Source organism: Pseudomonas sp. PDM10 (assembly GCF_014852295.1).
Lineage (GTDB): Bacteria > Pseudomonadota > Gammaproteobacteria > Pseudomonadales > Pseudomonadaceae > Aquipseudomonas.
This window is the reverse complement of the sequence record NZ_JACVBJ010000006.1, coordinates 520226-546165: the sequence shown is the minus strand read 5'-3', so window position 1 is coordinate 546165 and position 25940 is coordinate 520226. Positions and strand designations below refer to the sequence as shown.

17 protein-coding genes are annotated in these 25940 nt (G+C 59.8%); 9 read left to right on the top strand and 8 right to left on the bottom strand.

The window, feature by feature from the left end:
• Positions 1-7 precede the first annotated feature (7 nt).
• The 3 genes from IB252_RS22830 to IB252_RS22820 are packed head-to-tail and all read right to left on the bottom strand — an operon-like array spanning position 8 to position 2821.
• The gene (locus IB252_RS22830) at positions 8-757 is read right to left on the bottom strand and encodes an enoyl-CoA hydratase-related protein (protein WP_192410332.1); all 750 of its coding nucleotides are present in this window, start codon (positions 755-757) and stop codon (positions 8-10) included.
• Positions 758-786: 29 nt separating this feature from the next.
• Positions 787-1722, bottom strand: coding sequence for an iron-sulfur-binding ferredoxin reductase (locus IB252_RS22825; protein WP_192410331.1), 936 nt, complete (start codon positions 1720-1722; stop codon positions 787-789).
• On the bottom strand, positions 1715-2821 hold the full coding sequence (locus IB252_RS22820) for a GGDEF domain-containing protein (RefSeq protein ID WP_111451937.1): 1107 nt from the start codon (positions 2819-2821) through the stop codon (positions 1715-1717). The genes IB252_RS22825 and IB252_RS22820 overlap by 8 nt, the downstream gene beginning before the upstream one ends.
• 617 nt (positions 2822-3438) lie before the next feature.
• On the opposite strand from IB252_RS22820, the gene IB252_RS22815 reads away from it, so the two are divergent.
• The 8 genes from IB252_RS22815 to IB252_RS22780 all read left to right on the top strand — a co-directional run bounded on the left by IB252_RS22815 (position 3439) and on the right by IB252_RS22780 (position 20958).
• Positions 3439-4962: a fumarate hydratase gene (locus tag IB252_RS22815; protein ID WP_008156025.1), complete on the top strand. Its 1524-nt coding sequence runs from the start codon at positions 3439-3441 to the stop codon at positions 4960-4962.
• Positions 4963-5197: 235 nt separating this feature from the next.
• Positions 5198-9736, top strand: a complete 4539-nt coding sequence (locus IB252_RS22810) for a SpvB/TcaC N-terminal domain-containing protein (protein ID WP_192410330.1) — start codon at positions 5198-5200, stop codon at positions 9734-9736.
• Positions 9733-12492, top strand: coding sequence for an RHS repeat domain-containing protein (locus tag IB252_RS22805; RefSeq protein ID WP_192410329.1), 2760 nt, complete (start codon positions 9733-9735; stop codon positions 12490-12492). Before IB252_RS22810 ends, IB252_RS22805 begins: the two co-directional genes overlap by 4 nt.
• Before the next feature lie 57 nt (positions 12493-12549).
• Complete coding sequence (locus tag IB252_RS22800; RefSeq protein ID WP_192410328.1) at positions 12550-15225, top strand: RHS repeat-associated core domain-containing protein; 2676 nt, start codon at positions 12550-12552, stop codon at positions 15223-15225.
• 66 nt (positions 15226-15291) lie between these two features.
• A complete protein-coding gene (locus IB252_RS22795; protein WP_192410327.1) occupies positions 15292-17058 on the top strand; it encodes a sensor histidine kinase in 1767 nt (588 codons plus the stop codon).
• On the top strand, positions 17052-18383 hold the full coding sequence (locus tag IB252_RS22790) for a sigma-54-dependent transcriptional regulator (protein ID WP_192410326.1): 1332 nt from the start codon (positions 17052-17054) through the stop codon (positions 18381-18383). Before IB252_RS22795 ends, IB252_RS22790 begins: the two co-directional genes overlap by 7 nt.
• A 379-nt stretch (positions 18384-18762) precedes the next feature.
• On the top strand, positions 18763-20082 hold the full coding sequence (locus IB252_RS22785; protein WP_192410325.1) for an MFS transporter: 1320 nt from the start codon (positions 18763-18765) through the stop codon (positions 20080-20082).
• A 246-nt stretch (positions 20083-20328) separates the two neighbouring features.
• Positions 20329-20958, top strand: coding sequence for a flavin reductase family protein (locus IB252_RS22780; protein ID WP_192410324.1), 630 nt, complete (start codon positions 20329-20331; stop codon positions 20956-20958).
• Here IB252_RS22780 and IB252_RS22775 read toward each other — a convergent pair whose 3' ends face one another.
• Positions 20959-21189, bottom strand: coding sequence for a hypothetical protein (locus IB252_RS22775; protein WP_033057544.1), 231 nt, complete (start codon positions 21187-21189; stop codon positions 20959-20961). It abuts the gene before it with no gap.
• A gap of 41 nt (positions 21190-21230) precedes the next feature.
• A complete protein-coding gene (locus IB252_RS22770; protein ID WP_192410323.1) occupies positions 21231-21584 on the bottom strand; it encodes a putative quinol monooxygenase in 354 nt (117 codons plus the stop codon).
• A gap of 335 nt (positions 21585-21919) precedes the next feature.
• Here IB252_RS22770 and IB252_RS22765 point away from each other — a divergent pair, with 335 nt between their 5' ends.
• Entirely contained in the window at positions 21920-22849 is a 930-nt protein-coding gene (locus tag IB252_RS22765; RefSeq protein WP_192410322.1) for an AraC family transcriptional regulator, read from the top strand.
• A gap of 134 nt (positions 22850-22983) precedes the next feature.
• On the opposite strand, the gene IB252_RS22760 is transcribed toward IB252_RS22765, so the two are convergent.
• Genes IB252_RS22760 through IB252_RS22750 form a run of 3 tightly spaced genes read right to left on the bottom strand, consistent with a single transcriptional unit; the run spans position 22984 to position 25811 of the window.
• Positions 22984-24039, bottom strand: coding sequence for an ABC transporter ATP-binding protein (locus tag IB252_RS22760; RefSeq protein ID WP_140676924.1), 1056 nt, complete (start codon positions 24037-24039; stop codon positions 22984-22986).
• 18 nt (positions 24040-24057) lie between these two features.
• Positions 24058-24906 carry an ABC transporter permease gene (locus IB252_RS22755; protein ID WP_033057537.1) on the bottom strand — a complete coding sequence of 283 codons (849 nt, stop codon included), beginning with the start codon at positions 24904-24906 and terminating at the stop codon, positions 24058-24060.
• Positions 24903-25811, bottom strand: coding sequence for an ABC transporter permease (locus IB252_RS22750; RefSeq protein WP_111451948.1), 909 nt, complete (start codon positions 25809-25811; stop codon positions 24903-24905). The genes IB252_RS22755 and IB252_RS22750 overlap by 4 nt, the downstream gene beginning before the upstream one ends.
• Positions 25812-25940: the final 129 nt, after the last annotated feature.

The window sequence follows — 25940 nt, the reverse complement described above, 5'->3', positions numbered from 1 at the left end:
CGCCGAATCAATGCCGTTTGATGAACCCGGTCAACGCCGCAATCGCTTCCGCCGAGCGCAGCCGTTGGGTGAACTGTGCGCTCTCTTCTTCTATGGCCTTGCGCAGTTGTTCGCGGTCCGCGGCTTTCATCAATTGCTTGCTGATGCGCACCGCTTCCGGCGGCAGCGACTCGAAACGCAACGCCACCTCCCGCGCCTTGGCCAACGTAGCTTCGCCACTGTCCAGGGCTTCGGTCGCAATCCCCCACTGCGCGGCTTGTTCACCGCTGAAGCTTTCACCCAGCAGTAACAATTGCGCCGCTTTGGCCTGCCCGAGCAGTCGTGGCAGGATCAGGCTGGAACCAAATTCCGGACATAACCCGAGGTTCACGAACGGCATGCGCAGGCGCGCATCGCGGCTGACAAACACCAGATCGCAATGCAGCAACATCGTCGTGCCAATGCCCACGGCTGCACCGGCCACGGCGGCAATCACCGGTTTACGGCATTCGAGCAAGGTGAGCATGAACTGAAACACCGGGCTGTCGAGGTTGCTCGGTGGTTGCTGGATGAAGTCGGCGATGTCGTTGCCGGCGGTGAAGCACTCGGCAGTCCCGGTGATCAGCACGGCATTGATTTCAGGGTCGGTATCCGCCAGTTGCAGCGCTTCGGCCAAGTGGCTGTACATGGCGCGGGTCAGGGCGTTTTTCTTGTCTGGGCGGTTGAAGCGCAGGGTCAGCAGGCCGCGCTCGCGTTCAAACTGGATGGCATCACTCATGGTCGGTCTCGCGTCTGAAAAATCAGCGCTCAACCGCGCAGAACAAAGACGTCCGCCAGCAGTTGATTGCGCGGCAATCCCGCCAGGTACAAGCGCCGGGCAAAGGCGTCCACGCTGTCAGGGGCCCCGCAGAGTAAGGCCAGGGTTTGCCGTGAAACAAGCCGCAGTTGCGCCAAAGCCTCGGGCAACTCGGCCGCTGTCCACAGCTCAATGCTCAGGTTAGGGCGGCTGGCGGCCATGGCTTGCAGGGGTTTGGCCAGGTAATGCGCCTCGGCATCATGGGCCAGGTGAATGACGCGAATGGCACCTTGGTGATCTTGCCGTAACGCTTCTCGCAAGATGCCGAACAACGGGCCCAACCCCGTGCCGGCGGCCAGCAGCCAAAGTGGTCGGGTGTTCCAGTCCGGGTCGTAATGCAGCGCTCCGCCGCGCAATTCGCCGAGGCGGATCGCATCACCGATTTTCAGCTGACGGGCCGCGTCGCTGAATTCCCCAGGCTGGCGACAATCGAGGTGGAACTCCAGAAAACGGTCTTCTTCCGGCAGGCTGGCCAATGAATACGGGCGCGCCACATTGCCTGCCCACAACACCAGATGCTGCCCGGCGCTGTAGCGCAACGGACGCTCGGGGATCAGGCGCAAACGCAACACGTTGGCGCTTAACCAATCGACAGCCGCCACTTCGGCCGGGCGGCCGTCCTGTAGCGGATCGAACGTGTGGACTTGCAAGTCCTCGACCACCTGGCACTGACACGCCAGGCGCCAGCCTTGGTGTCGTTGCTCTGCGCTGAGGTCGTCGGGGCGGCTGTCGCTCGGCAGCCCTTGGACACATTGCACCAGACAGGCATGGCAACTGCCGGCGCGACAGCTGTAGGGCACCGACACGCCGTTCTGATTCAACACATCGAGCAGGTTGCTGCCCGCCGCCACCGACCATTGGCGTTCGCCGACGCGTAACTCAGGCATCGACGTTCTCCCACGCGGCCGCGCAACGATTGCGGCCGTCACGCTTGGCGCGATAAAGCGCCTGATCGGCGCGCTGCAAGGCTTCGTCGAGATCATCGCCCACTTCGAGCAATGTCATGCCCGCCGACAAGCTGAGATGGGCGACGTCGAGTCCGATCAGTTGTACATCGGTGAACGCAATGCGCAGACGCTCGCAGCAGGAGGTCAAGCGCTCGGGGTTGCAATCGGGCAACAGCACGACGAATTCTTCGCCACCGTAACGGGCCAGAACATCGCCATCGCGCAAGCAGGCGGTGGCCACGGCGGCAAAGGCTTGCAGCACCTGATCACCGGCGGCATGGCCGTGCACGTCGTTGATGCGTTTGAAATGGTCGAGGTCGATCAGCGCAAGGCCATGCATGACATCGGCGTCCATGGCCCTCAGCTCCCGGGAGGCCAGGCGCAGGAAATGCCGGCGATTGAACAGCCCGGTCAGCTCGTCGGTGGCCACCAGGTCTTCGAGCTGGCGCATCATCCCGCGCAGGGTGTCCTGATGCGCCTGCAAGGCAAATCGACGCTGGCGCATGCGTTGACGGGAAGCCTGGACGTGACGGGCATAAAGCTCCAGCCAGACCAGCACGATGAGCAGCACGCACACCTGCAACGCGGCCAGTGCCGGGTCGGGCAACTGGAAGTGGTAGCCCTCCCACAGCGTGATCGCGCTGAAACTGACGAACACCAACAGCGCGCACCGCAAGAAGGCAAAGCGCGAAAGGTGAAACAAGCCGAACAGCAGAATCAGCACGTAGAACACCAGGAACGCGCCGCGTGCTTCGTCCAGATGGGCGATCAGCCAGGTTTGCCAACCCAGCCCCAGCAACACTTGCGCTTCGGTCAGGCTGGGATCGGAAAAACGCAGGTTGCAGCCGCTGTAAAACACCGCAAACAACGCGGCCTGGCTGATGACCACCAGCGCACTGCCGATGACCACGTTGGACAGGGATTCATCGTAATGACCGGTAAAAAACGCCAGCCACAACAGCAACAGAGCCAGGGCGTAGGTGCCGGCTGCGAGGGCGAAGCGTTTGAGCAACAAGCGCTGGATGGCGTTATGGGTCAATCGTTGACTCACCGTGCGAAGGGAGGCTGCTTGAGTGTCCTACTCTACAGACCGAATGCCACTTTAGTTGCGTGCCTGATAAATGACCATTCAATTTTTAGGGCGAAAAACTGGCGTCAAAGGCATGACCTCCCGATCCCTGTTTATCGCCAAGTGCAATACCTGTGATGAGTGGACTTATCTGGAATGAGGGATTTATCTGGTATGAGGGATTTATCTGTGGCGAGGGGATTTATCCCCGTTGGGTGGCGAAGCCGCCCCCAAACCTGCACCCCGGTTGGTTCAGGTATACCGCGTGTGTCGGATTGACGACTGCTTCGCAGTCGAACGGGGATAAATCCCCTCGCCACAGATAAATCCCTCGCCGCAGATAAATCCCTCACCACAGTTGAATCCACCTCACCACAGTTGAATCCACCTCACCACAGATAAATCCCCTCGCCACGAGATTGACTACCGGCGGGTGTGCCCGGAACCGAGGCGCGTTATACTGCCGCGCCTTTTTAGCGTCGCGCCAGCAGCCCCGGCGTGCCTTGTAAAGGTGCTTGCAACCGACCGATGCACCCAAGCTGCAAGCACCTTATTGAATGTTCCCGTCTTTTAGAGGAGCGCGACTCATGACCGTGATCAAGCAAGACGACCTGATTCAGAGCGTTGCCGACGCCCTGCAATTCATTTCCTATTACCACCCCGTTGACTTCATCCAGGCGATGCACGAAGCCTACCTGCGCGAAGAATCGCCAGCGGCCCGTGACTCCATGGCGCAAATCCTGATCAACTCGCGGATGTGCGCCACCGGCCACCGCCCGATCTGCCAGGACACCGGCATCGTTACCGTCTTCGTTCGCGTGGGCATGGACGTACGTTGGGATGGCGCCACCATGGGCCTGGACGACATGATCAACGAAGGCGTGCGCCGGGCTTACAACCTGCCGGAAAACGTTCTGCGTGCCTCGATCCTCGCCGACCCGGCGGGCGCTCGTAAAAACACCAAGGACAACACCCCGGCCGTTATCCACTACTCCATCGTTCCGGGTAACACCGTGGAAGTGGACGTGGCGGCCAAGGGCGGCGGTTCCGAGAACAAGTCGAAAATGGCCATGCTCAACCCGTCCGACTCGATTGTTGACTGGGTGCTGAAAACCGTTCCGGAAATGGGCGCCGGCTGGTGCCCACCGGGCATGCTCGGCATTGGCATCGGCGGCACCGCCGAGAAAGCCGCGGTGATGGCCAAGGAAGTGTTGATGGAATCCATCGACATTCACGAGCTGAAAAAGCGCGGCCCGTCCAACCGTATCGAAGAAATGCGCCTGGAGCTGTTCGAGAAGGTCAACCAACTGGGCATCGGCGCCCAGGGCCTGGGTGGCCTGACCACCGTGCTCGACGTAAAGATCATGGATTACCCGACCCACGCCGCTTCGTTGCCGGTGTGCATGATCCCCAACTGCGCCGCCACCCGTCACGCGCATTTCGTGCTCGACGGTTCCGGACCGGCCTCCCTGGAAGCGCCGCCGCTGGACGCCTACCCGGAAATCGTCTGGGAAGCCGGCCCGTCGGCCCGTCGCGTCAACCTCGATACCCTGACGCCTGAAGACGTGCAGAGCTGGAAGCCGGGCGAAACCGTCCTGCTCAACGGCAAGATGCTCACCGGTCGCGACGCGGCGCACAAGCGCATGGTCGAGATGCTGAACAAGGGTGAAACCCTGCCGGTGGACCTCAAGGGTCGCTTCATCTACTACGTCGGCCCGGTTGATCCGGTGCGCGAAGAAGTGGTGGGCCCTGCCGGTCCGACTACCGCGACGCGGATGGACAAGTTCACCCGTCAGATTCTCGAGCAAACCGGCCTGTTGGGCATGATCGGCAAATCCGAGCGCGGCCCGACTGCGATCGAAGCGATCAAGGACCACAAAGCCGTTTACCTGATGGCTGTTGGCGGCGCGGCTTATCTGGTGGCACAAGCCATCAAGAAATCCCGCGTGGTGGCTTTCGCCGAACTGGGCATGGAAGCGATCTACGAGTTCGACGTCAAGGACATGCCAGTGACTGTTGCAGTAGACAGCAAGGGTGAGTCGGTACACATCACCGGTCCTGCCATCTGGCAGAAAAAGATCAGTGAAAGCCTGGCGGTAGAAGTGCAGTAAACGCTTCAGCTTGCCTATACGGCCGGGTCGTCTTTCAGATGCCCCGGCCGTTTTTTTGTGCGCCACTTTTACCACTCGCTATAACGCACAGCGTTTTTCAACCTATTCGGTCTAGAAAACCCCGCCCTACCTGTCAGATGTGACAGGTCACACCTTCCTATGATTTTGTTAGCGTCGCTCTATCACGCGACTCCATTGCTATGGGAGAGCGCAAAGCCGATACAGGATCAGCCCCATGGAAGAGCAAGCGTCCCTGAGCATCACTGAACCCTCGATCGCCAAGAGTGCTTCCATTGCCACGATCGGCAAAAGCTGGGGTTCGGTCGGCGTAACGGGCAGTGCTTCATTCGAATTGCCGCTGCCCCTTTCAGCAGGGCGCGGTTTCGACCCCGCCATGACGCTGCGCTATGACAGCCAGGGCGGTAACGGTCCGTTCGGCATTGGCTGGCGTTTGGGCTCCAGTGCCATCACTCGCCAGACCAGCAAGGGCGTGCCCGATTACCTCGCCACCGACATCATGGTCGGCCCAGGTGGCGAGGAGTTGATGCCCGAACTGGATGCCGAGGGCAAGCCAAAGACCAGGATCGAAACCCACTACCGCGGGCTTCCCATTGGCGAGCACAGCGTGGTGCGCTACTGGCCACGGGTCGAGAGTTCGTTCGATCTGATCGAGCTGTGGCGTTCTGACGTCACCCCTCAAGGATTCTGGCTAGTGCATGGTGCCGACGGAAACCTGCATCTTTATGGCAAAACTGCGGCATCCCGTCGAGCAGACCCTCAGGCCGAAGACCGGGTGGGCGCTTGGCTTCTGCAGGAAAGCATGAATGCTCATGGCGAGCACATTTGCTTCGAGTACAAGCCAGAAGAACCTCATGATCCAGACAATGCACATGACTACAGCGCTCAGCGTTACTTGCAGCGCGTGCTGTATGGCAATTTCGAGGCAAGCAGCCACTTGTATGGCTGGAATGTACTGAAACTGGCACCCCCTTCGTGGCATTTCCACCTGCTGTTCGACTACGGCGAACGCACTCTCGACCGTGAAAAGAAGCCGATCTACGGCCCGCCCTTTGATGCTCCCGGCGATGGTCATGGTGAGTGGCAATTGCGCAGCGATCCCTTCCACAGCTACACCTACGGATTTGAACTAGGGACCCGCCGCCGGTGCCATCAGGTCTTGATGTTTCATCACTTTCCAGAGCTGGGCGCAAAACCGGCGCTGGTTCGGCGATTGTTGCTCAAGTACCAGCCGACTGCGCTGGAGTACACCCAACTGTGTGAGGCGCACTATCAGTCATACGACGCCAGCGGCGCCGTGGAAAACATGCCGCCAATAGAGTTCGACTATTCAGAGTTCGAACTGAACAAGCAGTCGAGCCCGTTTTTCCCGTTCGAAAACATGCCCGGCATCGAGGACGGTGCGCTCCACCAATGCGTTGATCTGTTCGGTGAAGGTGTGCCGGGGTTTCTCTGTCGTTACGACCAGAGCTGGTATTACCGCGAACCCTTGCGCGCGCTGACAGGGGCCGATGACATCCACTACGGTCCGTGGACAGAACTGTCCCGAATCCCCGTGGCCGATCGCAATCAACCGACCTATCAGGCGTTGACCGACCAGACCGGCGACGGTCGGCTGGACTGGATCCTCGCGTCCCCCGGTGCGAGCGGTTTCCACACCCTCAACCCCGATCGCAGCTGGTCAGGGTTCATTCCCTTTACAGCATTCCCGGTGGAGTTTTTCCAAACGCTTACACAGTCTGGCGATTTGATGGGCGACGGGCTCAGCTCGATGGCGCTGATCGGCCCGCGCAGCGTGCGCCTGTACGCCAATCGGCGTGAGGAAGGTTTCGCGCCGGGCCAGGATGTCGAGCACACACCGGACACCGATCGCCTGCCGCTGTTCAGCAACGCTCGCAGCGAACTGGTGTTGCTCGGTAATTTACTGGGCAGCGACATGACCGAGCTGTGCCGCATCCGGCACGACGAAATCAAATGCTGGCCAAACCTCGGGCACGGTCGGTTCGGCAAAGGCTTTGTCATGAGTGCCCTGCCCTTCGACTACGCGACATTCGACGCGGCGCGGGTGCGGATTGCCGACCTGGACGGCTCCGGTGCACCGGCACTGATTTATCTGAAGTCCGACTGTTTCGAGATCTATTTCAATCACGGCGGCAATGGTCTGGAGCAAACCCCGGTAACGGTCCCTTGGCCCGAAGCAATCCGCTACGACAACTTGTGCCAGGTCACCCTCGCCGACTTGCAGGGCTTGGGGTGCGCGAGCCTGATCTTGACCGTGCCGCACATGAAACCGCGGCACTGGCGCTACGATTTCGTCAGTGCCAAGCCGTACATGCTGGTCGCCAGTAATAACAACATGGGCTGCAGCACCCAGGTGGTGTATCGCAGTTCGGCGCAGGAATGGCTGGATGAAAAAAATCGGATACTCAAGTTCAAACGTCTGCCGATTTCCTACTTGCCGTTCCCGGTGCCCGTGGTCAAGCAACAAAGCCAGCTCGATGAAATCACCAGCAACTGCCTGAACCAGTTTTTCCAGTATTTGCAGGGTTATTACGATGGCCGGAACCGCGAATTTCGCGGCTTTGGCCTGCTGCGCCAGACCGACAGCGAAACGGCCACACGGGCAGATGACACCGGTTTTACCGCCCCGGCGCTGGTCTGCACCTGGTTTCATACCGGACGGCAAATCGACTTGCCACGCGATGGCTATTTCAACCGTGACTCCGAAGCCTGTGATTTAAAACCCACATTGTTCTGCCAGTATCACCGCAACGACGCTTTCGATGAGCCGATCCCGCCGCCCGATGAAGCCACCGCCCACGCCATCGCCCACGCCCTGGCCGGTTCGGTGTTGCGCGTGGAGACCTACGCCGCCGACGATGACCTGGCCACGGCGGTGCCGTTCGCGGTGGAGGAAAGCCGTTACAAGGTTCGCGAACTGCGCAAAAAGGCAGACCATGACGCGTACCCGGTCATGCTCCCCTTGCAACTGGAAACGATCAGCTACCAGTACGAACGCTTCGAGAATGACCCGCTGTGCCGACATGAAATCACCTTGAGCCACGACGAGTTCGGTCTGCCTGTGCATGCCATCACGGTCAGCTATGCGCGGCGCCAGACCGAGCAGGATGAACCGCCCTTTGACGACGTCGATGAACAGAAATGGTGGCTTGATGCCCATGACCCGGCGCAACAGTCTTATTACCTGAACGAAACCCGCGCCAAGTTCATTCATTTGCAGAAGTTGGAGGACTGGCAAGGCTGGCGACTGGGTCTGCCCTATCTGCAACGGGGCAATGCGTTGGTACTGCCCAAGAAGCCAGCCGCCGGGGGGCTCGCTCCCGCAGACATTTCTTATGAGGGCTTGCTCGAACTGTACGCCTCGCCCGAATGGGTCGCTCAGCGGCTACTGACCACGCAGTCGGTCTATCGCTACGTCAAGACTGACGGCCGGGCACTGCTTGCCGACGGCGAGGCCGATTTCGAGGCACTGCGGGCGCCGCTGGAAATTGCCCAACTGGACAAGATCGCACTGCAAGCCTATGACACGGTGGAGTCGCTGGATATTCGGGACGAACTGGGAAAAATCGGTTATTCGGCCATGCCTCTGGTGCTGGGGATAAACCCGGCGGCAGACCGGGAAGAGGACGAGGAGAGAAATCTATGGTCGTCCCGGTACGGTTTTGCCAAATACGGCAAGCTCGATAGCTTTTACAAAGTGATGGAGTACAACGAAACGCCCAGTTACGGCATCACGAAAGCCCAATACGACGCCTACTGTCTGCTGCCGAAAAGCATCACCCAGCCGGACTTGTGCGAAGCCCGTTTCGAATATGACTACCACGCGCTGCAACTCATGCGCAGCTTCGATGCCAATGACAATGTCGAGGAAGCCCTTTACGAGCCGTCCGGACAACCCCTTGCCATCAGTTTTTATGGCACTGAAGGCGGCGAAAAAGTTGGTTTTCGCCCCCTCGACGAACACGAACGTCCCATTGACCATCGTCCAGACCCGGCCATCGAAGATCCCAAAGGCGCCCTGCAAAAAGCAGCCAGCGTATTGCGCAAGGACCTGTTCAGCTGGATGGGCGAACTCCCCCCGTCCGTCAGCCAGACACCTGACTGGCTGGCCACCTGGATCGACCAGGGTTACGTGCTACCCAGCCTGCACATTTGCGCCAGCGCCCGCCGTCGCCTGTCCCGGCTCAAGTCCCTGACCGCGCCTGAACAAGCACTGCTCGACCTGATCCGCACGGTGCCCCGCGAACCGGTGCACAGCGTCGTCCTCACCGCTGACCGCTATTGGGATGATGAGCTGCAACAAATCCAGATCGTCAAAGTCTTTGTGGACGGTTTCGGCCGGACGCTGCAGACCAAACAGTTGGTCGAGCCAGGGCTGGCTTTTGTGGTGGAAAACGGTGAGCTGGTGATTGAAGACGGCAAGCCCAAGGTTGCGCACGCCGACCCACGCTGGCGCGTCAGCGAACGTGTGGAATACAACAACAAGGGGTCGGCCGTTCGGGTATTTCGCCCTTATTTCGCCGATAGACATTGCTATATCAATGACCATTCCTTCCGGGAGTTCGGTCATCACGATCAGAACTTTTACGACGTGCTGGGTCGCCTGTACAAAGTCATCAACGCCAAAGGAGATGTCGCGCTCGAGATCATCCATCCCTGGTACACCACCAGCCTGGATTTCAACGACACCTACGTTGCGCCGCCTGAAGGTGAGCTGAAGGCAGGCAAGCCATGACGACCTCGGTTCATTGGCGCACCCCGAACCTGACGGTCATCGATAGTCGGGGCTTGTCGATTCGCCAGGTCGCGTACTTGCGCAAGGTCGCTGCCGCCCCCGTGGAAACCCTGATCGGCCGCCAGCGCTACGACGTTGCCGGGCGACTGCTGGAGCAATGGGATCCGCGACTGTTCGGTGTCGTCCCCAACATGGCTACGGTTTATCGCCTGTCCGGTGAGCCGTTGAAGGTCGATTCCGTCGACGCCGGTTGGCGTTTGAGCCTGCCTGGGCTGTCGGGGGAAGAGCTCCAGCGCTGGGACCAACGCGGCAGTCATTGGCGCACCACCTACGACCGTCAGTTGCGTCCGATAGTCGTCGAGGAAATTGATACGCCGAACGTCGAAACCTTCTCCTATGCCGATGACTCCGCCGATCCCGCGTTTAACCGGCGCGGCCAATTGACCGGGCAACTCGACCGCTCCGGCACCTTGAGTTTCGACAGCTACAGCCTGCTCGGACAACCCTTGCGCGAAACCCGATCCCTGGCCGAGGACAAGCCCTACCGCAGCAGCCGGATTTATGGCCCCCTCGGCACGGTGCTGAGCCAGACTGATGCCGCTGACCACCAGCAACAGTCGCGTTACGACATCGCCGGGCAGCTCAAACAGGTTGAGCTGCGGATCAAAGGCAGCCCCGACTGGCAGCCGGTGCTCAAAGACGCGCAATACAACGCCGCCGGCCAGATCATCGAACAACGCGCTGGCAACGAGGTGCTGAGCACCTGGACCTACGACCCGGCCGATGGGCGCCTGGCTACGCAACGGGCACAAAAAAACGCCGAGCCGGCGCTGCAGGACCTGGAATATTTCTACGATCGCATCGGCAACATCACCCGTCTCGAAGACCACACCTTCCAGCCGATCTTTTTCGCCAACCAGCTGGTCGACGGCCACCGCGACTTCACCTATGACTCGCTGTACCGCCTGACCCGCGCCAGCGGTTACGACGATGCGCCGCCATCGGATGTTCCGGGCCGGCCCCTGCCTGGGGATCCGAACAATCGTCTCAATTACACGCAACACTACGAGTACGACGCCGGTAACAACTTGATCGAACTGCGGCACGTGCGGGCGGGCGCCTCACACACCCGCGCGATGTTCATCGACCCTGCCAGCAACCGTGGTGTGCGCTGGAAAGAGGGAGATCCTGCCCCGGTTTTCCCCGCGTTGTTCGACGTTCATGGCAACCTCCAGGACTTGCAACCGGGCCAAGCCTTGCACTGGAACAGCCTGGATCAGCTGGAGGCGGTGACGCTGGTCAAACGCACCAACGGCCCCAATGACGAAGAGTTCTACCGTTACAGCCAGGGCGTGCGCGTGTTCAAACGCCACGAAACCCACACACCTTCGCTGACTCATTTCCAGGAAGTGATCTACCTGCCGGGCCTGGAAATCCGCACCCGCGACAACGGCGAAGAACTGCACGTGATCATCTTGCCCGGCGGGCACGGCAGCGTCCGTTGCCTGCACTGGGTCAGCGGCCAACCGGCCAACGTCGCCAACGATCAAGTGCGCTACAGCCTCGATGATCACTTGGGTTCCTCCACTCTGGAGCTCGATCAACAGGCACATGTGATCAGCCAGGAAGGTTATTACCCGTTCGGCGCCACGGCCTGGTATGCGCGGGGCAGCGAGGTGGACGTCGACTACAAAACCATCCGTTATTCAGGCAAGGAAATGGATGACAGCGGGCTGTATTACTACGGTGCGCGGTATTACGCGCCGTGGTTGCAGCGTTGGGTCAGTGCCGACCCGGCGGGGGATGTAGATGGGCTGAATTTGTATGGGTTTGTCGGGAACAATCCGATGCAGTATGTGGATGAGAACGGAGAGGCCAGCGCAGAAGCAGTTATTTATAACTACTCGAATTTTATTTCGGTTTTGGGAGGCCATGCCGCTCAGGCACTTGAACAACTCGACAACGTCTTCAACCAAACCAACATCGCTTTGGACCTGCTGAAAAACCTCACCGGCGAATCAATCAATGCAGCAATCGGCTTTGCGGGCGGGTACTACGGTGCGAAGGCAAGCGAGGTGCTGTTGCCTGAGTCGAAACATTTCGCCAATTTAATAAAGCAGGGCAGACCTCCTTTTTCCGAAGGCTTGACCGGCGGCAATATGGGTGGCGAACTGGCCGGCGCGGTTGCTGGATCGATCCTTCCCACAGCAAGCCTGATCCGACCCTTGATACCGCAGACATCGGCAATGAGCATCGAAGCCATTGATCGTCAGCTCGGCCTCGCTGAAGAATCCACTGACTGGCTTGGCAGCGGAATCGGTATTTTCCTGAATAATGTGGTCGGCTCAGTCGTCCCTGCGGTGGGAGCTGCACTCAACATGGGGTCCAGGGTCCAGGAGGCCGAGGACATCAATAACAGACTTGATCCAGTCAAGATCACCAAAATCGAGAAAATGCTGGACGAGTGGGAAACTATCGACAATCAACGCTACGCCGAAGCCGAAAAAGCTTTTAAGGGCGCTGGGGTTCATCTCATTTACCCAGCCGTCCTGTTTCCCAACGTCAATGCCATGACCGACCCGAGCGTGCTTGAGCCGATTCATCACAGCGTGTTGAAAGACCGGCACAACAAAACTCAGGATCTGATAAGGCGAGCAAAAAGCGGCTTGGCGCACTACAAGGAAATGGGCACGACAGACAACCAATATTTGTTAAAGCAAGCCCGCAGTGCTCAACGACAACATGCAAAAAAATGATGGACGATTCGTGCAAAGCACTTTCCAGCCGGATGCCGAACTCTTGAGCGCCGAGCCATGAACCCGATCCTGCATACGCGCACCCCGAACCTGACGGTCATCGATAGTCGGGGCTTGTCGATTCGCCAGGTCGCGTACTTGCGCAAGGTCGCTGCCGACCCCGTGGAAACCCTGATCGGCCGCCAGCGCTACGACGTTGCCGGGCGACTGCTCGAACAATGGGATCCGCGGCTGTTCGGTGTCGCCCCCAACATGGCTACGGTTTATCGCCTGTCCGGTGAGCCGTTGAAAGTCGATTCCGTCGATGCCGGTTGGCGTTTGAGCCTGCCTGGGCTGTCGGGGGAAGAGCTCCAGCGCTGGGACCAACGTGGCAGTCATTGGCGCACCACCTACGACCGTCAGTTGCGTCCGATAGCCGTCGAGGAAATTGATACGCCGAACGTCGAAACCTTCTCCTATGCCGATGACTCCGCCGATCCCGCATTTAATCTGCGTGGCCAACTGACCGGGCAACTCGACCGCTCCGGCACCTTGAGTTTCGACAGCTACAGCCTGCTCGGACAACCTCTGCGCGAAACCCGAACCCTGGTCGAGGACAAGCCCTACCGCAGCAGCCGGATTTATGGCCCCCTCGGCACGGTGCTGAGCCAGACTGATGCCGCTGACCACCAGCAACAGTCGCGTTACGACATCGCCGGGCAGCTCAAACAGGTTGAGCTGCGGATCAAAGGCAGCCCCGACTGGCAGCCGGTGCTCAAAGACGCGCAATACAACGCCGCCGGCCAGATCATCGAACAACGCGCTGGCAACGAGGTGCTCAGCACCTGGACCTACGACCCGGCCGATGGGCGTCTGGCTACGCAACGGGCACAAAAAAACGCCGAGCCGGCGCTGCAGGACCTGGAGTATTTCTACGATCGCATCGGCAACATCACCCGTCTCGAAGACCACACCTTCCAGCCGATCTTTTTCGCCAACCAGCTGGTCGACGGCCACCGCGACTTCACCTATGACTCGCTGTACCGCCTGACCCGCGCCAGCGGTTACGACGATGCGCCGCCATCGGATGTTCCGGGCCGGCCCCTGCCTGGGGATCCGAACAATCGTCTCAATTACACGCAACACTACGAGTACGACGCCGGTAACAACTTGATCGAACTGCGGCACGTGCGGGCGGGCGCCTCACACACCCGCGCGATGTTCATCGACCCTGCCAGCAACCGTGGTGTGCGCTGGAAAGAGGGAGATCCTGCCCCGGTTTTCCCCGCGTTGTTCGACGTTCATGGCAACCTCCAGGACTTGCAACCGGGCCAAGCCTTGCACTGGAACAGCCTGGATCAGCTGGAGGCGGTGACGCTGGTCAAACGCACCAACGGCCCCAATGACGAAGAGTTCTACCGCTACAGCCAGGGCGTGCGCATATTCAAACGCCATGAAACCCACACCTCCTCGCTGACTCACTTCCAGCAGGTGATCTACCTGCCTGGCCTGGAAATCCGCACCCGCGACAACGGCGAAGAACTGCACGTGATCACCCTGCCCGGCGGGCACGGCAGTGTGCGTTGCCTGCACTGGGTCAGCGGCCAACCCGCGACCATCGCCGCCGATCAAGTGCGCTACAGCCTCGATGACCACCTGGGTTCCTCCACGCTGGAACTCGATCAACAGGCGCAAGTGATCAGCCAGGAAGGTTATTACCCGTTCGGCGCCACGGCCTGGTATGCGCGGGGCAGCGAGGTGGACGTCGACTACAAAACCATCCGCTATTCGGGCAAGGAAATGGATGACAGCGGGTTGTATTACTACGGTGCACGTTACTACGCGCCGTGGTTGCAGCGTTGGGTGAGTGCCGACCCGGCGGGGGCTGTAGATGGCCTGAACCTGTATGCGATGGTCGGAAATAACCCGCTTCTGTACATCGACAAGTCAGGCACATCAAAAGCGGTGTTTGAACTGGCGAAGGATTTCGTCGGTGTGCTCGGTAAAGCCAAAAACGCGGCCGACCAGATACACAACCTTGCCACTGAATTCGACGGCCTCGTTCCCGAAGACGCCGATATTGCCGAGGTACGGCAGAACATGACGCTGGGTAAATTCCTTCTGTCCAAACACGGCGTCAAATCAATTTTGAAAGGTGCGATTGCGGGTAGCACAGTGGCCTCGGCGATCGGCAGTGTCGTCCCCGGTGTCGGCACCGGAATTGGCGCGGCGATCGGCATGTTTGTCGGCGCCATAGCGATGCCGCTACTGCGCTACTACTTTTTCAAGAAAGGCCTGAAGCTGGCAGAGACACTGCATACCCAAGAGATCAAAAATGGCCTGAACACAGCGGTCGACACCACGAATAAAGTGATCGACGGGGCAAAAAGCATTGCCAATGGTGGCCAAGACCTGATCGACAAAATCAAGAATTTCGCAGACACCATCAATGCCTATCCAACGCAAATGCAGGACCTGTTTTACAAGCAGCTGGAGGAACTCACCTCCGAAAGACAACGTGACGTGATGAAACTGCTCAATAGCGGCATCGGTATCGATCCTTTTGCGGCAATCACTCAGGTGCTGGAGACAGCCCAAACCATCGGTGAGAGGCCAAGCGAGGCAGAGGGTGCAAGTCAGCGGCTGGCACAACTGGCTGACGAAGTCGCGAATCCTGTTTCCGAGAGGCCGATTCCCAAACCGAGGAAACTGATACAGAAGCTACAGCGAAGAAACAGCGAATCAATCGCATAGACCGATTAGCCGCCGTCACTCCATGTTATGGTGCCGGCCCCGACCTTCTATGCGTTTGCGACAAGCATGCTGCCGACCTCTCGTACCTTGCGTTTGACGTTGTATACCTTGCTGATCCTGGCCGGTGCCGCGCTGGCGGCAGTGCTTGCCATCCGCCACACCGAACGCCAGGCGCTGGTCGAAGACGCCGCCCGCGCCAATCAGCAATTGGCGCTCTACGCCAATTCCCTGCACACCCTGATCGACCGCTACCGCGCCCTGCCGGCAGTCCTTGCGCTGGACCCGGAGTTACGCGCCGCGCTCAAGGGTTCGGTATCCGCTGAACAGCAGGACGCACTGAACCGCAAACTGGAAAAGATCAACGGCGCTGCGCAATCCTCGACCCTGGAACTGCTCGACCACACCGGTCTGGCGGTGGCCGCCAGCAATTGGCGTTTGCCCAGCAGTTATGTCGGCCACAACTATGGTTTTCGCCCCTACTTCAGCGAGACACGCACCCAGGGCACCGGGCGTTTTTACGCGGTGGGCGTGACCAGCGGGATTCCCGGTTACTTCCTGTCCAGTGCAGTCACCGGCGACAACGGTCAGTTCCTCGGCGCGATGGTGGTGAAACTCGAGTTCCCGGAACTGGAGCGCGAGTGGCGTCAGGGCAGCGACACGTTGCTGGTCAGCGATGCACGCGGAATTGTTTTTATCGCCAACCAGCCGGGCTGGCGCTATCGCCTGTTGAAACCGCTGAGTGACAGCGATCACGCCGAACTCAAGGTCACCCGCCAATACGACAAACAACCGCTGACACCGCTCGAATATCAATCGGTGCGGCGCTTCGACGACAACAGTGACCTGACGCGGGTCGTGGGGCCGGACGGGACGGCCAATTACCTGTGGGAATCGCTGCCGCTGAGCACCGAAGGCTGGACCTTGCACCTGCTGCGTCGCCCGCAAATCGCGTTCGAAGACAGGCGCAACGCCGGGCTCGCCGCTGCCGGGTTGTGGCTGGCGGTGGTGTTTCTGTTGCTGTTCCTCAATCAGCGCTGGCGTCTGGCCAAGCTGCGCCAGCGCAGTCGTGAAGAACTCGAACAACTGGTGGAGGAGCGCACTCGCGACCTGCGCACCGCCCAGGACGGTCTGGTGCAATCGGCCAAACTCGCCGCCCTCGGCCAGATGTCTGCCGCGTTGGCCCATGAAATCAATCAGCCGTTGACCGCCCAGCGCATGCAGCTTGCTACGCTGAGGCTGCTGCTCGATCACGGCCGGGTCGACGACGCTTACAAGGCGCTCAAACCGGTGGATGACATGCTGACGCGCATGGCCGCCCTCACCGGCCACCTGAAAACCTTCGCCCGCAAAAGCCCCAGCGGCTTGCGCGAACGCCTGGATTTGGCGGCGGTGGTCGATCAATCCTTGCAGTTGCTGGATGCCCGCCTGCGTGACGAGCGCATCAGCACCGTGCTGCACCTGACGCGCCCGGCCTGGGTGCGTGGCGATGCGATTCGCCTGGAGCAGGTGCTGATCAATTTGTTGCGCAATGCCCTGGACGCCATGCAGGACAAACCCTGCAAACGCCTGGAAATCCGTCTCGAAGCCGACGAACAACTCTGGCGCCTGACGGTCGCCGACAACGGTGGCGGCATTGCCCAAGAGCACTTGGCCAACGTGTTTGATCCGTTTTTCACCACCAAACCGGTGGGTGATGGCCTGGGCCTCGGGCTGGCCGTATCCTTTGCCATCGTTCACGAATCGGGCGGACGCCTGAGCGCCGACAATCATGCCAACGGCGCGGTGTTCACCGTGACCTTGCCCATCGACCTGGAGGCTCCTGGCTCATGCTGAATTCAGTGATGGTGGTCGACGACGAAAGCAGCATTCGCAGTGCCGTCGAACAATGGCTGAGCCTGTCGGGGTTCGAGGTGCAGTTGTTCAGCCGCGCCGATGAGTGCCTGGCGCAGCTGCCGAAGCATTTCCCCGGGGTGATCCTCAGCGACGTGCGCATGCCTGGCATGACCGGCCTGGAACTGTTGGCCGAGGTTCAGCGCCGCGATGCCGACTTGCCGGTGATTCTGCTGACCGGTCACGGCGATGTGCCGATGGCGGTCGAAGCGATGCGCGATGGCGCCTACGACTTCCTTGAAAAACCCTTCAGCCCCGAAACCCTGCTCGGCAGTCTGCGTCGTGCGCTGGACAAGCGGCGGCTGGTGCTGGAAAACCGCGCCCTGCATGAGCAGGCGGACAACCGCGCCAAACTCGATGCGACGTTGCTGGGCGTGTCCCGTGGTTTGCAGACGCTGCGTCGGCAAGTGCTGGACCTGGCGACGCTGCCGGTCAATGTGTTGATTCGCGGTGAAACCGGCAGCGGCAAGGAATTGGTCGCCCGTTGCCTGCACGACTTTGGTCCGCGCGCCGACAAACCGTTTGTGGCGTTGAACTGTGCGGCGATCCCCGAGCAGCTGTTCGAGGCCGAGCTGTTCGGCCACGAGAGCGGCGCGTTCACCGGCGCCTCGGGCAAACGCATCGGCAAGCTCGAATACGCCGATGGCGGCACGCTGTTTCTCGATGAAATCGAAAGCATGCCGCTGGCCCAACAGGTGAAATTGCTGCGGGTGTTGCAGGAGCAGAAGCTGGAGCGGTTGGGCTCCAATCAGAGTATCCGCGTGGATTTGCGAATCATCGCCGCGACCAAACCCGACTTGCTGGACGAAGCCCGGGCCGGACGCTTTCGCGAGGATCTGGCCTATCGGTTAAACGTGGCCGAGTTGCGGCTGCCACCGTTACGCGAGCGGCGTGAAGACATTCCGTTGTTGTTCGAGTCGTTCGCGCAAAATGCCGCCGAGCGGTTGGGGCGCACGTTTCCACCGCTGAGCGGCCCGCAGTTGAGCCATCTGTTGAGCCATGACTGGCCGGGCAATGTGCGCGAATTGGCGAACGTCGCTGAGCGACAAGTGTTGGGCCTGGGCGAGCCTGAACCGATGGGGATCGACTCCGGGCAGTCGCTGGCGGCGCAGCAGGAAGCGTTTGAAGCGCATTGTTTGCGTGCGGCGTTGACCCGGCATAAGGGCGATGTGAAAGCGGTATTGGAAGAACTGCAACTGCCGCGCCGGACGTTCAATGAAAAGATGCAGCGCCATGGCCTGACCCGCGAGATGTTTTTGAGGGAGTGAGTTTTCACGCGGGATTTTCAGTGATGCTGAAATCCATCCCCTCACCCCAGCCCTCTCCCCACCGGGGAGAGGGGGAAAGGGAGCCGATCTCCATGCTTTTCAAACCTGAGTTCGACTCGATTTTCCAGGTCGATGTACCTCGAGAGAACACCTCGGTCAGTCCCCTCTCCCCCCAGGGGAGAGGGTTAGGGTGAGGGGTGGCTCTCCCGCAATAAGCAAATTTCCGCCTACAACCAAGCCAGAATAAGCGGATTTCCGCTCACTAAACCCCGCCACCCCCTCTAAACCGGCCCTCCTCCCCTTGGCACATCTCCTGCTATAGCCCAAGCAGGCTGCGTTTCAACGCGCTCCACAAAAACAATTAAATGAAGGATCCGTCATGGATAACTCACAAACCCTGCCTCTTGGGTCGGCAGCTTCGCCTGCCAAAGAAAGAACCACTGCCAGTCGCATCAAATCGATCTTCAGCGGCTCCGTCGGCAACATGGTCGAGTGGTACGACTGGTACGTCTACGCCGCCTTCTCCCTGTACTTTGCCAAGGCCTTTTTCCCCAAAGGCGACACCACCGCGCAACTGCTGAACACCGCCGCGATCTTCGCCGTGGGCTTCCTGATGCGCCCGATCGGTGGCTGGCTGATGGGCCTCTACGCCGACAAGGCCGGGCGCAAGAAAGCACTGATGGCTTCGGTGTATCTGATGTGCTTCGGCTCGCTGCTGATTGCCCTGAGCCCGGGTTATGAAACCATCGGCATTGGCGCACCGATCCTGCTGATTTTCGCCCGCCTGCTGCAGGGCCTGTCGGTCGGTGGCGAGTACGGCACCTCGGCGACGTACCTCAGCGAGATGGCGACCAAGGATCGTCGCGGCTTCTACTCCAGCTTCCAGTACGTGACCCTGATCTCCGGCCAGCTCATCGCGTTGGCAGTGCTGATCGTGCTGCAACAGACCCTGACCACCGAGCAGCTGTATGCCTGGGGCTGGCGCATCCCGTTCGCCATTGGCGCGCTGTGTGCCGTGGTCGCGCTGTACCTGCGTCGTGGCATGGAAGAAACCGAGTCGTTCACCAAGAAAGAGAAGGCCAAGGAAAGCGCGATGCGCACCTTGTTGCGCCATCCGAAGGAACTGATGACCGTGGTCGGCCTGACCATGGGCGGCACCCTGGCGTTCTACACCTACACCACGTACATGCAGAAATACCTGGTGAACACCGTCGGCATGAGCATCTCCGACTCCACCACTATTTCGGCTGCCACGCTGTTCTTGTTCATGTGCCTGCAACCGATCATTGGCGGGCTCTCGGATAAAGTCGGTCGCCGGCCAATCCTGATTGCCTTTGGTGTTCTCGGGACGCTGTTCACCGTGCCGATCCTGACCACCCTGCACACCGTGCAGACCTGGTGGGGCGCGTTCTTCCTGATCATGGCAGCGCTGATCATCGTCAGCGGCTACACCTCGATCAACGCGGTGGTCAAAGCCGAATTGTTCCCGACCGAAATCCGCGCGCTGGGCGTCGGCCTGCCGTACGCGCTGACCGTGTCGATCTTCGGCGGCACCGCTGAATACATCGCACTGTGGTTCAAGAGCATCGGCATGGAAACCGGTTACTACTGGTATGTCACCGCGTGTATTGCCGTGTCGTTGCTGGTCTACGTGACCATGAAAGACACCCGCAAGCATTCGCGGATCGAGACGGACTGATTCCGCCCGCGCAATAAAAACAGGGGCAGACCTTAACCGGTCTGCCCCTTTTTAAATGCCTCAACCCAACCCCTGTGGGAGTGAGCCTGCTCGCGATAGCGGTTTGTCAGTCGACATTAATGCTGAATGACACACCGCTATCGCGAGCAGGCTCACTCCCACATTATTAGGATCTCATCGCTGGAAATTATCCATTCGTCCCAGCACTATGGCGCGATCTCCAAATAAGCCTCAGGAAAGCCTTCCATGCCCGACGACATCCACTACTACGAACCCGCCAACGGCCACGGCCTGCCGCATGACCCGTTCAACGCCATCGTCGGCCCGCGCCCCATTGGCTGGATTTCCTCTCAGGATGCCGATGGCCGCTTGAACCTGGCGCCCTACAGCTTCTTCAACGCCTTCAACTACATTCCGCCGATCATTGGTTTTTCCAGTGTCGGGCGCAAAGACAGCCTGAATAACATCGAGCGAACCGGCGAGTTCGCCTGGAACCTGGCGACCCGTCCGCTGGCCGAGCAGATGAACCAGTGCTCTGCGATGGTCGGGTCTGAGGTCAACGAGTTCGAGCTGTCCGGGCTAACCCCGGCAGCGTCGAAAATCATCCAGGTGCCGCGCGTCGCCGAAAGTCCGGTGTCCTTCGAGTGCAAGGTCACGCAGATCATTCAGTTGCAGCGGGCGAACGGCGAAGTGGTGCCGAGCTGGCTGATTCTCGGAGAAGTGGTCGCCGTGCATATCGCCAAGTGGCTGTTGAAGGATGGGGTGTACGACACCGCCGCGGCAGAACCGATTCTGCGCGGCGGCGGGCCAGCGGATTATTTCCAGCTGGGGCCTGAGGCGTTGTTCAAGATGTATCGCCCGGGGGCGAAAAGGTAATTACCAGATCAGGTCGCCGTCTTCACTGACATCTTTGAGGTGGGTCAGTTGCAGCGCGGCGGCTTCATCGGCCTCGCGGGCAGTTTTGAAGGTCTGCTCTTCGAGCAGCTTGTGAAAGCGCGGTGCACCCGAACCACCGATGGCCTTGGTGGCAATCGCGGCGTTATAACCGCCTTCACGGGGTACTACGGCCGATACGGCTTCGAAGGTTTCAAAGGCTTTGCGTGCCATGTCGCGGATCCTGCTGAATGGAGAATTGAGCCATTAAACCCTCAACCCGCCATTTTGTGTACCCACGACTGGGACTGCCCCTGCGCCTGGGCAGCCGACACGTCCTTGAAGGTATGAAAATCCAGGCTGTTGACCACCAGGTCTTGCACCAACCCGGCAAAAATCTGCATGGCCGGGGTGCTGAAGTAAGCGGTCATGGCCTGCTGGTTCATCCAGAAACCGGACACCAGCCACAACTCCGGATCGCACTGCGAATGTTGCAGGGCAAAATTCAGGCAACCCGGTGCGCTGCGGGACGGCTCGATCAAGGCGCTGAGGCGCGCACCGAGTTCCGCCGAACGCCCGGCGCGGGCGCGTACAAAGGCCATATGACTGACGGGGATCTGCGTAGACATGGTTAACCCTCCCAGGTACTCGAGTGGCAGCCGTGGGACGGGCTGCGACAGGATCAAAGGTTAAGCGCGCCGGTGGAAGCGCGGTTAGTCGATTCCTGCCGGCTTATTGCACAATCCTGCGCGGCTTCTCGAAAAACCTGTAACAACCAGTTAAAGCTCTGGTGCCAATGAAACAGGGCTTTCAAGCAAGTTTTCCTTGGGTTGGCCTGTCATAGAGGTGCCGTCAATTCACTCCGTGCAGAATCAGGCAAGGTTGAGGCAGGATGTGTCTACCGCTTCGTCTTGCACAAATTTAAGCTCACCTCATTACTGACGCCCCACCGAGGATGCCTTGCATGTCGTCGCTCGATCATTTTCAAGCCCCGCTGGACGCCGACATGGAGAAACAGCGCGCGGAACTGGCCGCTATCATTCGCCATAACACGGCGGAGGATGGCACTTATGCCACTGCCGTCGGCTCGCTTTTCATGTCTCGCCATAGCCAGTCCCATGAGTTTGCCCCGGTACTGGCGCAACCCGCGCTGTGCATCATGGCGCAAGGCCGTAAAGAGGTCAGGTTGGCCGATGAGTACTTCAATTACGATCCGCTGAACTACCTGGTGGTCTCTGTCTCGATGCCATTGAGCGGACGCGTGGTGAACGTCACGTCTGAAGAACCGATCCTCGCGGTGCGGCTGGATATCGACCCGGCGGAAATCTCCGCGCTGATTGCCGATGCCGGTCCTCTCGGTGTGCCCACCCGGCCAACGGGGCGCGGTTTGTACGTCGAACGGATCGACACCGCGATGCTCGACGCCGTGCTGCGTCTGGCACGCTTGCTAGATACGCCGAAAGACATCGCCATGCTCGCGCCGCTGATTCGCCGGGAGATTCTTTATCGGTTGTTGCGCAGTCAGCAGGGCCATCGGCTGTACGAAATCGCTATCGCCAACAGCCAGAGCCATCGCATCAGCCAGGCGATCAAATGGCTCAACGGCAACTATGAACAGCCGTTGCGCATCGATGATCTGGCGAAGGAAGTGAACCTGAGCGTGTCGACGTTGCATCACCGGTTCAAGGCGATGACGGCGATGAGTCCGTTGCAGTATCAGAAGCAACTGCGCCTGCAAGAAGCGCGACGGTTGATGTTGGCGGAAGGCTTGGAGGCTTCGGCGGCGGGGTATCGGGTGGGGTATGAAAGTCCGTCGCAATTCAGCCGTGAGTACAGCCGATTGTTCGGGGCTCCGCCGTTAAGGGATTTGGCGCGGTTGCGGTTGACGGTTTGAGCTGATTTTGTGTTGTTTGTGCCGGCCTCATCGCGAGCAGGCTCGCTCCCACAGTGGATCAGTGGTGTTCACAAATCCAGTGTTCACAGGAGACCCAATGTGGGAGCGAGCCTGCTCGCGATGGGGCCAGCAAGTCAGGCGCTTAGTACTCGGCACGCCTCAGCCGGCAATGTCACCGACACCGGATTGCCAATGCTCAACCCAAACCCCTGACACGGCGTACTCAACGCCGTAAACGACACCCCGGAACACTCCACGGTCGTTTCAATCGTCGCGCCAATATCACGCACAAACGTCACCTTACCGAGCAGCCGATTCCCCGCCGTCGCCTGTGGATGCGACAGTTGCAGGTCCTCAGGGCGAATCAGCATCTTCACCTTCTCACCGACCACAATGCTGCTGCAGATCGGCACTTCCAGCGCATCGCCACCCGGCAACCCGATCTTGCCGTTGCCCAACGCGGTGGCCGGGAAAATGTTGCCCGAGCCAATAAAGTCCGCAACAAACTCGTTCGCTGGATGACGATAAATCTCAATCGGCGTGCCCACTTGCTGCACCCGATGTTCACCCAACACCACAACGATATCCGCCATGGTCATGGCTTCACGCTGGTCGTGGGTCACCATGATGGTGGTGATGTTCAAGCGTTGTTGCAGCTGACGGATTTCCACCTGCATCGATTCGCGCAGCTTGGCGTCGAGCGCCGACAGCGGCTCATCCAGCAGCAGGATTTTCGGCCGCGAGGCAATCGCCCGGGCAATCGCAACGCGCTGACGTTGACCACCGGAGAGTTTGGCCACCGGGCGATCAATCATCTCGCTCAGCTGAATCAGTTCGAGCAACTCCACCACCCGCGCCTGCTGATCAGCCTTGCTGACACCACGCAGTTTCAGCGGATAGGCGATGTTCTCCCCCACTGTCATGTGCGGGAACAGCGCCAGGGATTGAAACACCATGCCGAAATTACGTTGATGCGCCGGCGTGTGGCCAATGTCTTCACCGTCCAGGCGAATCTCGCCGCCGCTCAGGGTTTCGAGCCCTGCAATCATTCGCAGCAAGGTGGTTTTGCCGCAGCCCGACGGGCCGAGGAAACACACCAGTTTGCCCTCAGGCAAATGCAGGTTTACATCCTTTACCGCGCAGGCCGAGCCGTAATGTTTCTCGACGTTTTCCAGAATCAGACCAGTCATTTGAATCACCTCAAGAAATCAGAACGAAACGCCGCCTTCGCCAACCAACTTTTCCAGCGCCCAAATGAGCACGAAGTCGATCAGCACGATCAGCACGGCAAACGAAAATACGGTTGGGTCGAGCGAAGACACGGTGCGGCTGTACATCCAGATCGGCACGGTCATGACGTCGATGGTGTAGAGGAAGTAGGTCACGGTGAATTCGTTGAACGAGACGATGAACGCCAGCAGCATCCCCGCCAGAATCCCCGACTTCATCAACGGCACCACCACATCGATAATCGCCCGGGTCGGTGAAGCACCCAGCATCTGCGCGGCTTCTTCGACTTCGCTGCCGATGGAGAGCATCGCCGCGGTGCAGTTTTTCACCACGAACGGCAGCGCCAGGATCACGTGGGCAATCACCAGCCGCGACGTTGTGATTTGAAAGGGCAGGCTGTCAAACACCAGCAATAACGCCAACCCCAACACCACCATCGGGAACACCAATGGCAGCGACATCAGTTGCAGCGCCACGGCTTTGCCGCGGAACTCGCAACGGGTCAGCGCGTAAGCGGCCGGCACCGCCACAATCGTGGCAAACACCATGGTCAGGCACGCCACCATCAGGCTGGTGGTCATGGCTTTGCCGAGGCTCAGCACATCGCTTGCATCCGGCGACACGAAGGTGTGCCAGGCAGCCTTGTACCATTGCAGGCTGTAGCTGCTCGGCGGGAAGTCGAGGTTCGACGCACCGCTGAACGACATCACAATCATGGTCAGGATCGGCAACACCGCCAGCAGCAGGATGAAGCCCGAGAGGATGCCAGCAAACTTGCCGGTCTCGCCGGGCAGCAGCCCATAACGTTTCTTGATCAGGGTGCTCATTGGGAAGCCTCCAGCATGCGCCGACGACGGCCAGTGATGTATTCAGACAAGGTCATGATTGCGAGCGTGGTGACAATCAGCACCACACCGGCAGCGGAGGCGGCGGGCCAGTTCATCAGCGGGGCGATCTGGTCATGGACCATCACGGCCAGCATCGGCACGCGTCGGCCACCGAGCAGCAAGGGCACCACGAAGCTGCTGGCGTTGTAGGCGAATACCAACGTCGCACCGGTAATGATCCCCGGCATGCTCATCGGCAGCACCACCTGACGGAATACCTGCAAACGGCTGGCGCCCAGGGTTGCAGCGGCTTCTTCATAGGTACGGGCAACGCCGCGCATGGCGCTGGCAATCGGCAGCACAGCCAACGGGAACGCGGTTTGCACCAGGCCCATCAGTACGCCGTTCTGGTTGTAGAGCAGCATGATCGGACGCTTGATCAGGCCCAGGCCCATCAGCGCCTGATTGAGCATCCCGCCAGGTCCCAGAATTACCAGCCAGCCATAGCTTTGCAGCAGCAGGTTGACCAGCAATGGCAACAGCACCGCGGCGAGGAAGATTCGCCGCACGAACGGCGAGGTCAGCCGCGACATGGTGTAGGCCACCGGGATCGCCAACACGACCGCGATCACCGCGCTGATCAGTGCCAGACGCAGGGTCAGCAGCAAGGATTTGAGGTAGTACGGTTCCAGCAGCTGGGCGTAACTGGCCAGGCTGAACCCGGTCCATTCCGCGCCTTTGGTGCCCACGCTCATGCGCAGTACCAGCAGGCTGGCGGCGATCAGTACGCCCAGAAACAGCATCGACGGCGAGAGGAAAATCCAGGCACGCGTCGTCGGCGAAACACCCCGATTGGTGCGCACTGCAGCGGCGACGACCGGATGAGTCAGAGGTTGGTGTTCCATAGCAAAGGGTCTCGTCAATGGAAAGCAGCTGACAAACACAAGTCCTGGAAACCACATCGACCCCCTGTAGGAGTGAGCCTGCTCGCGATAGCGGTGTGTCAGCCAACATCATCGGTGAATGTCAGTCCG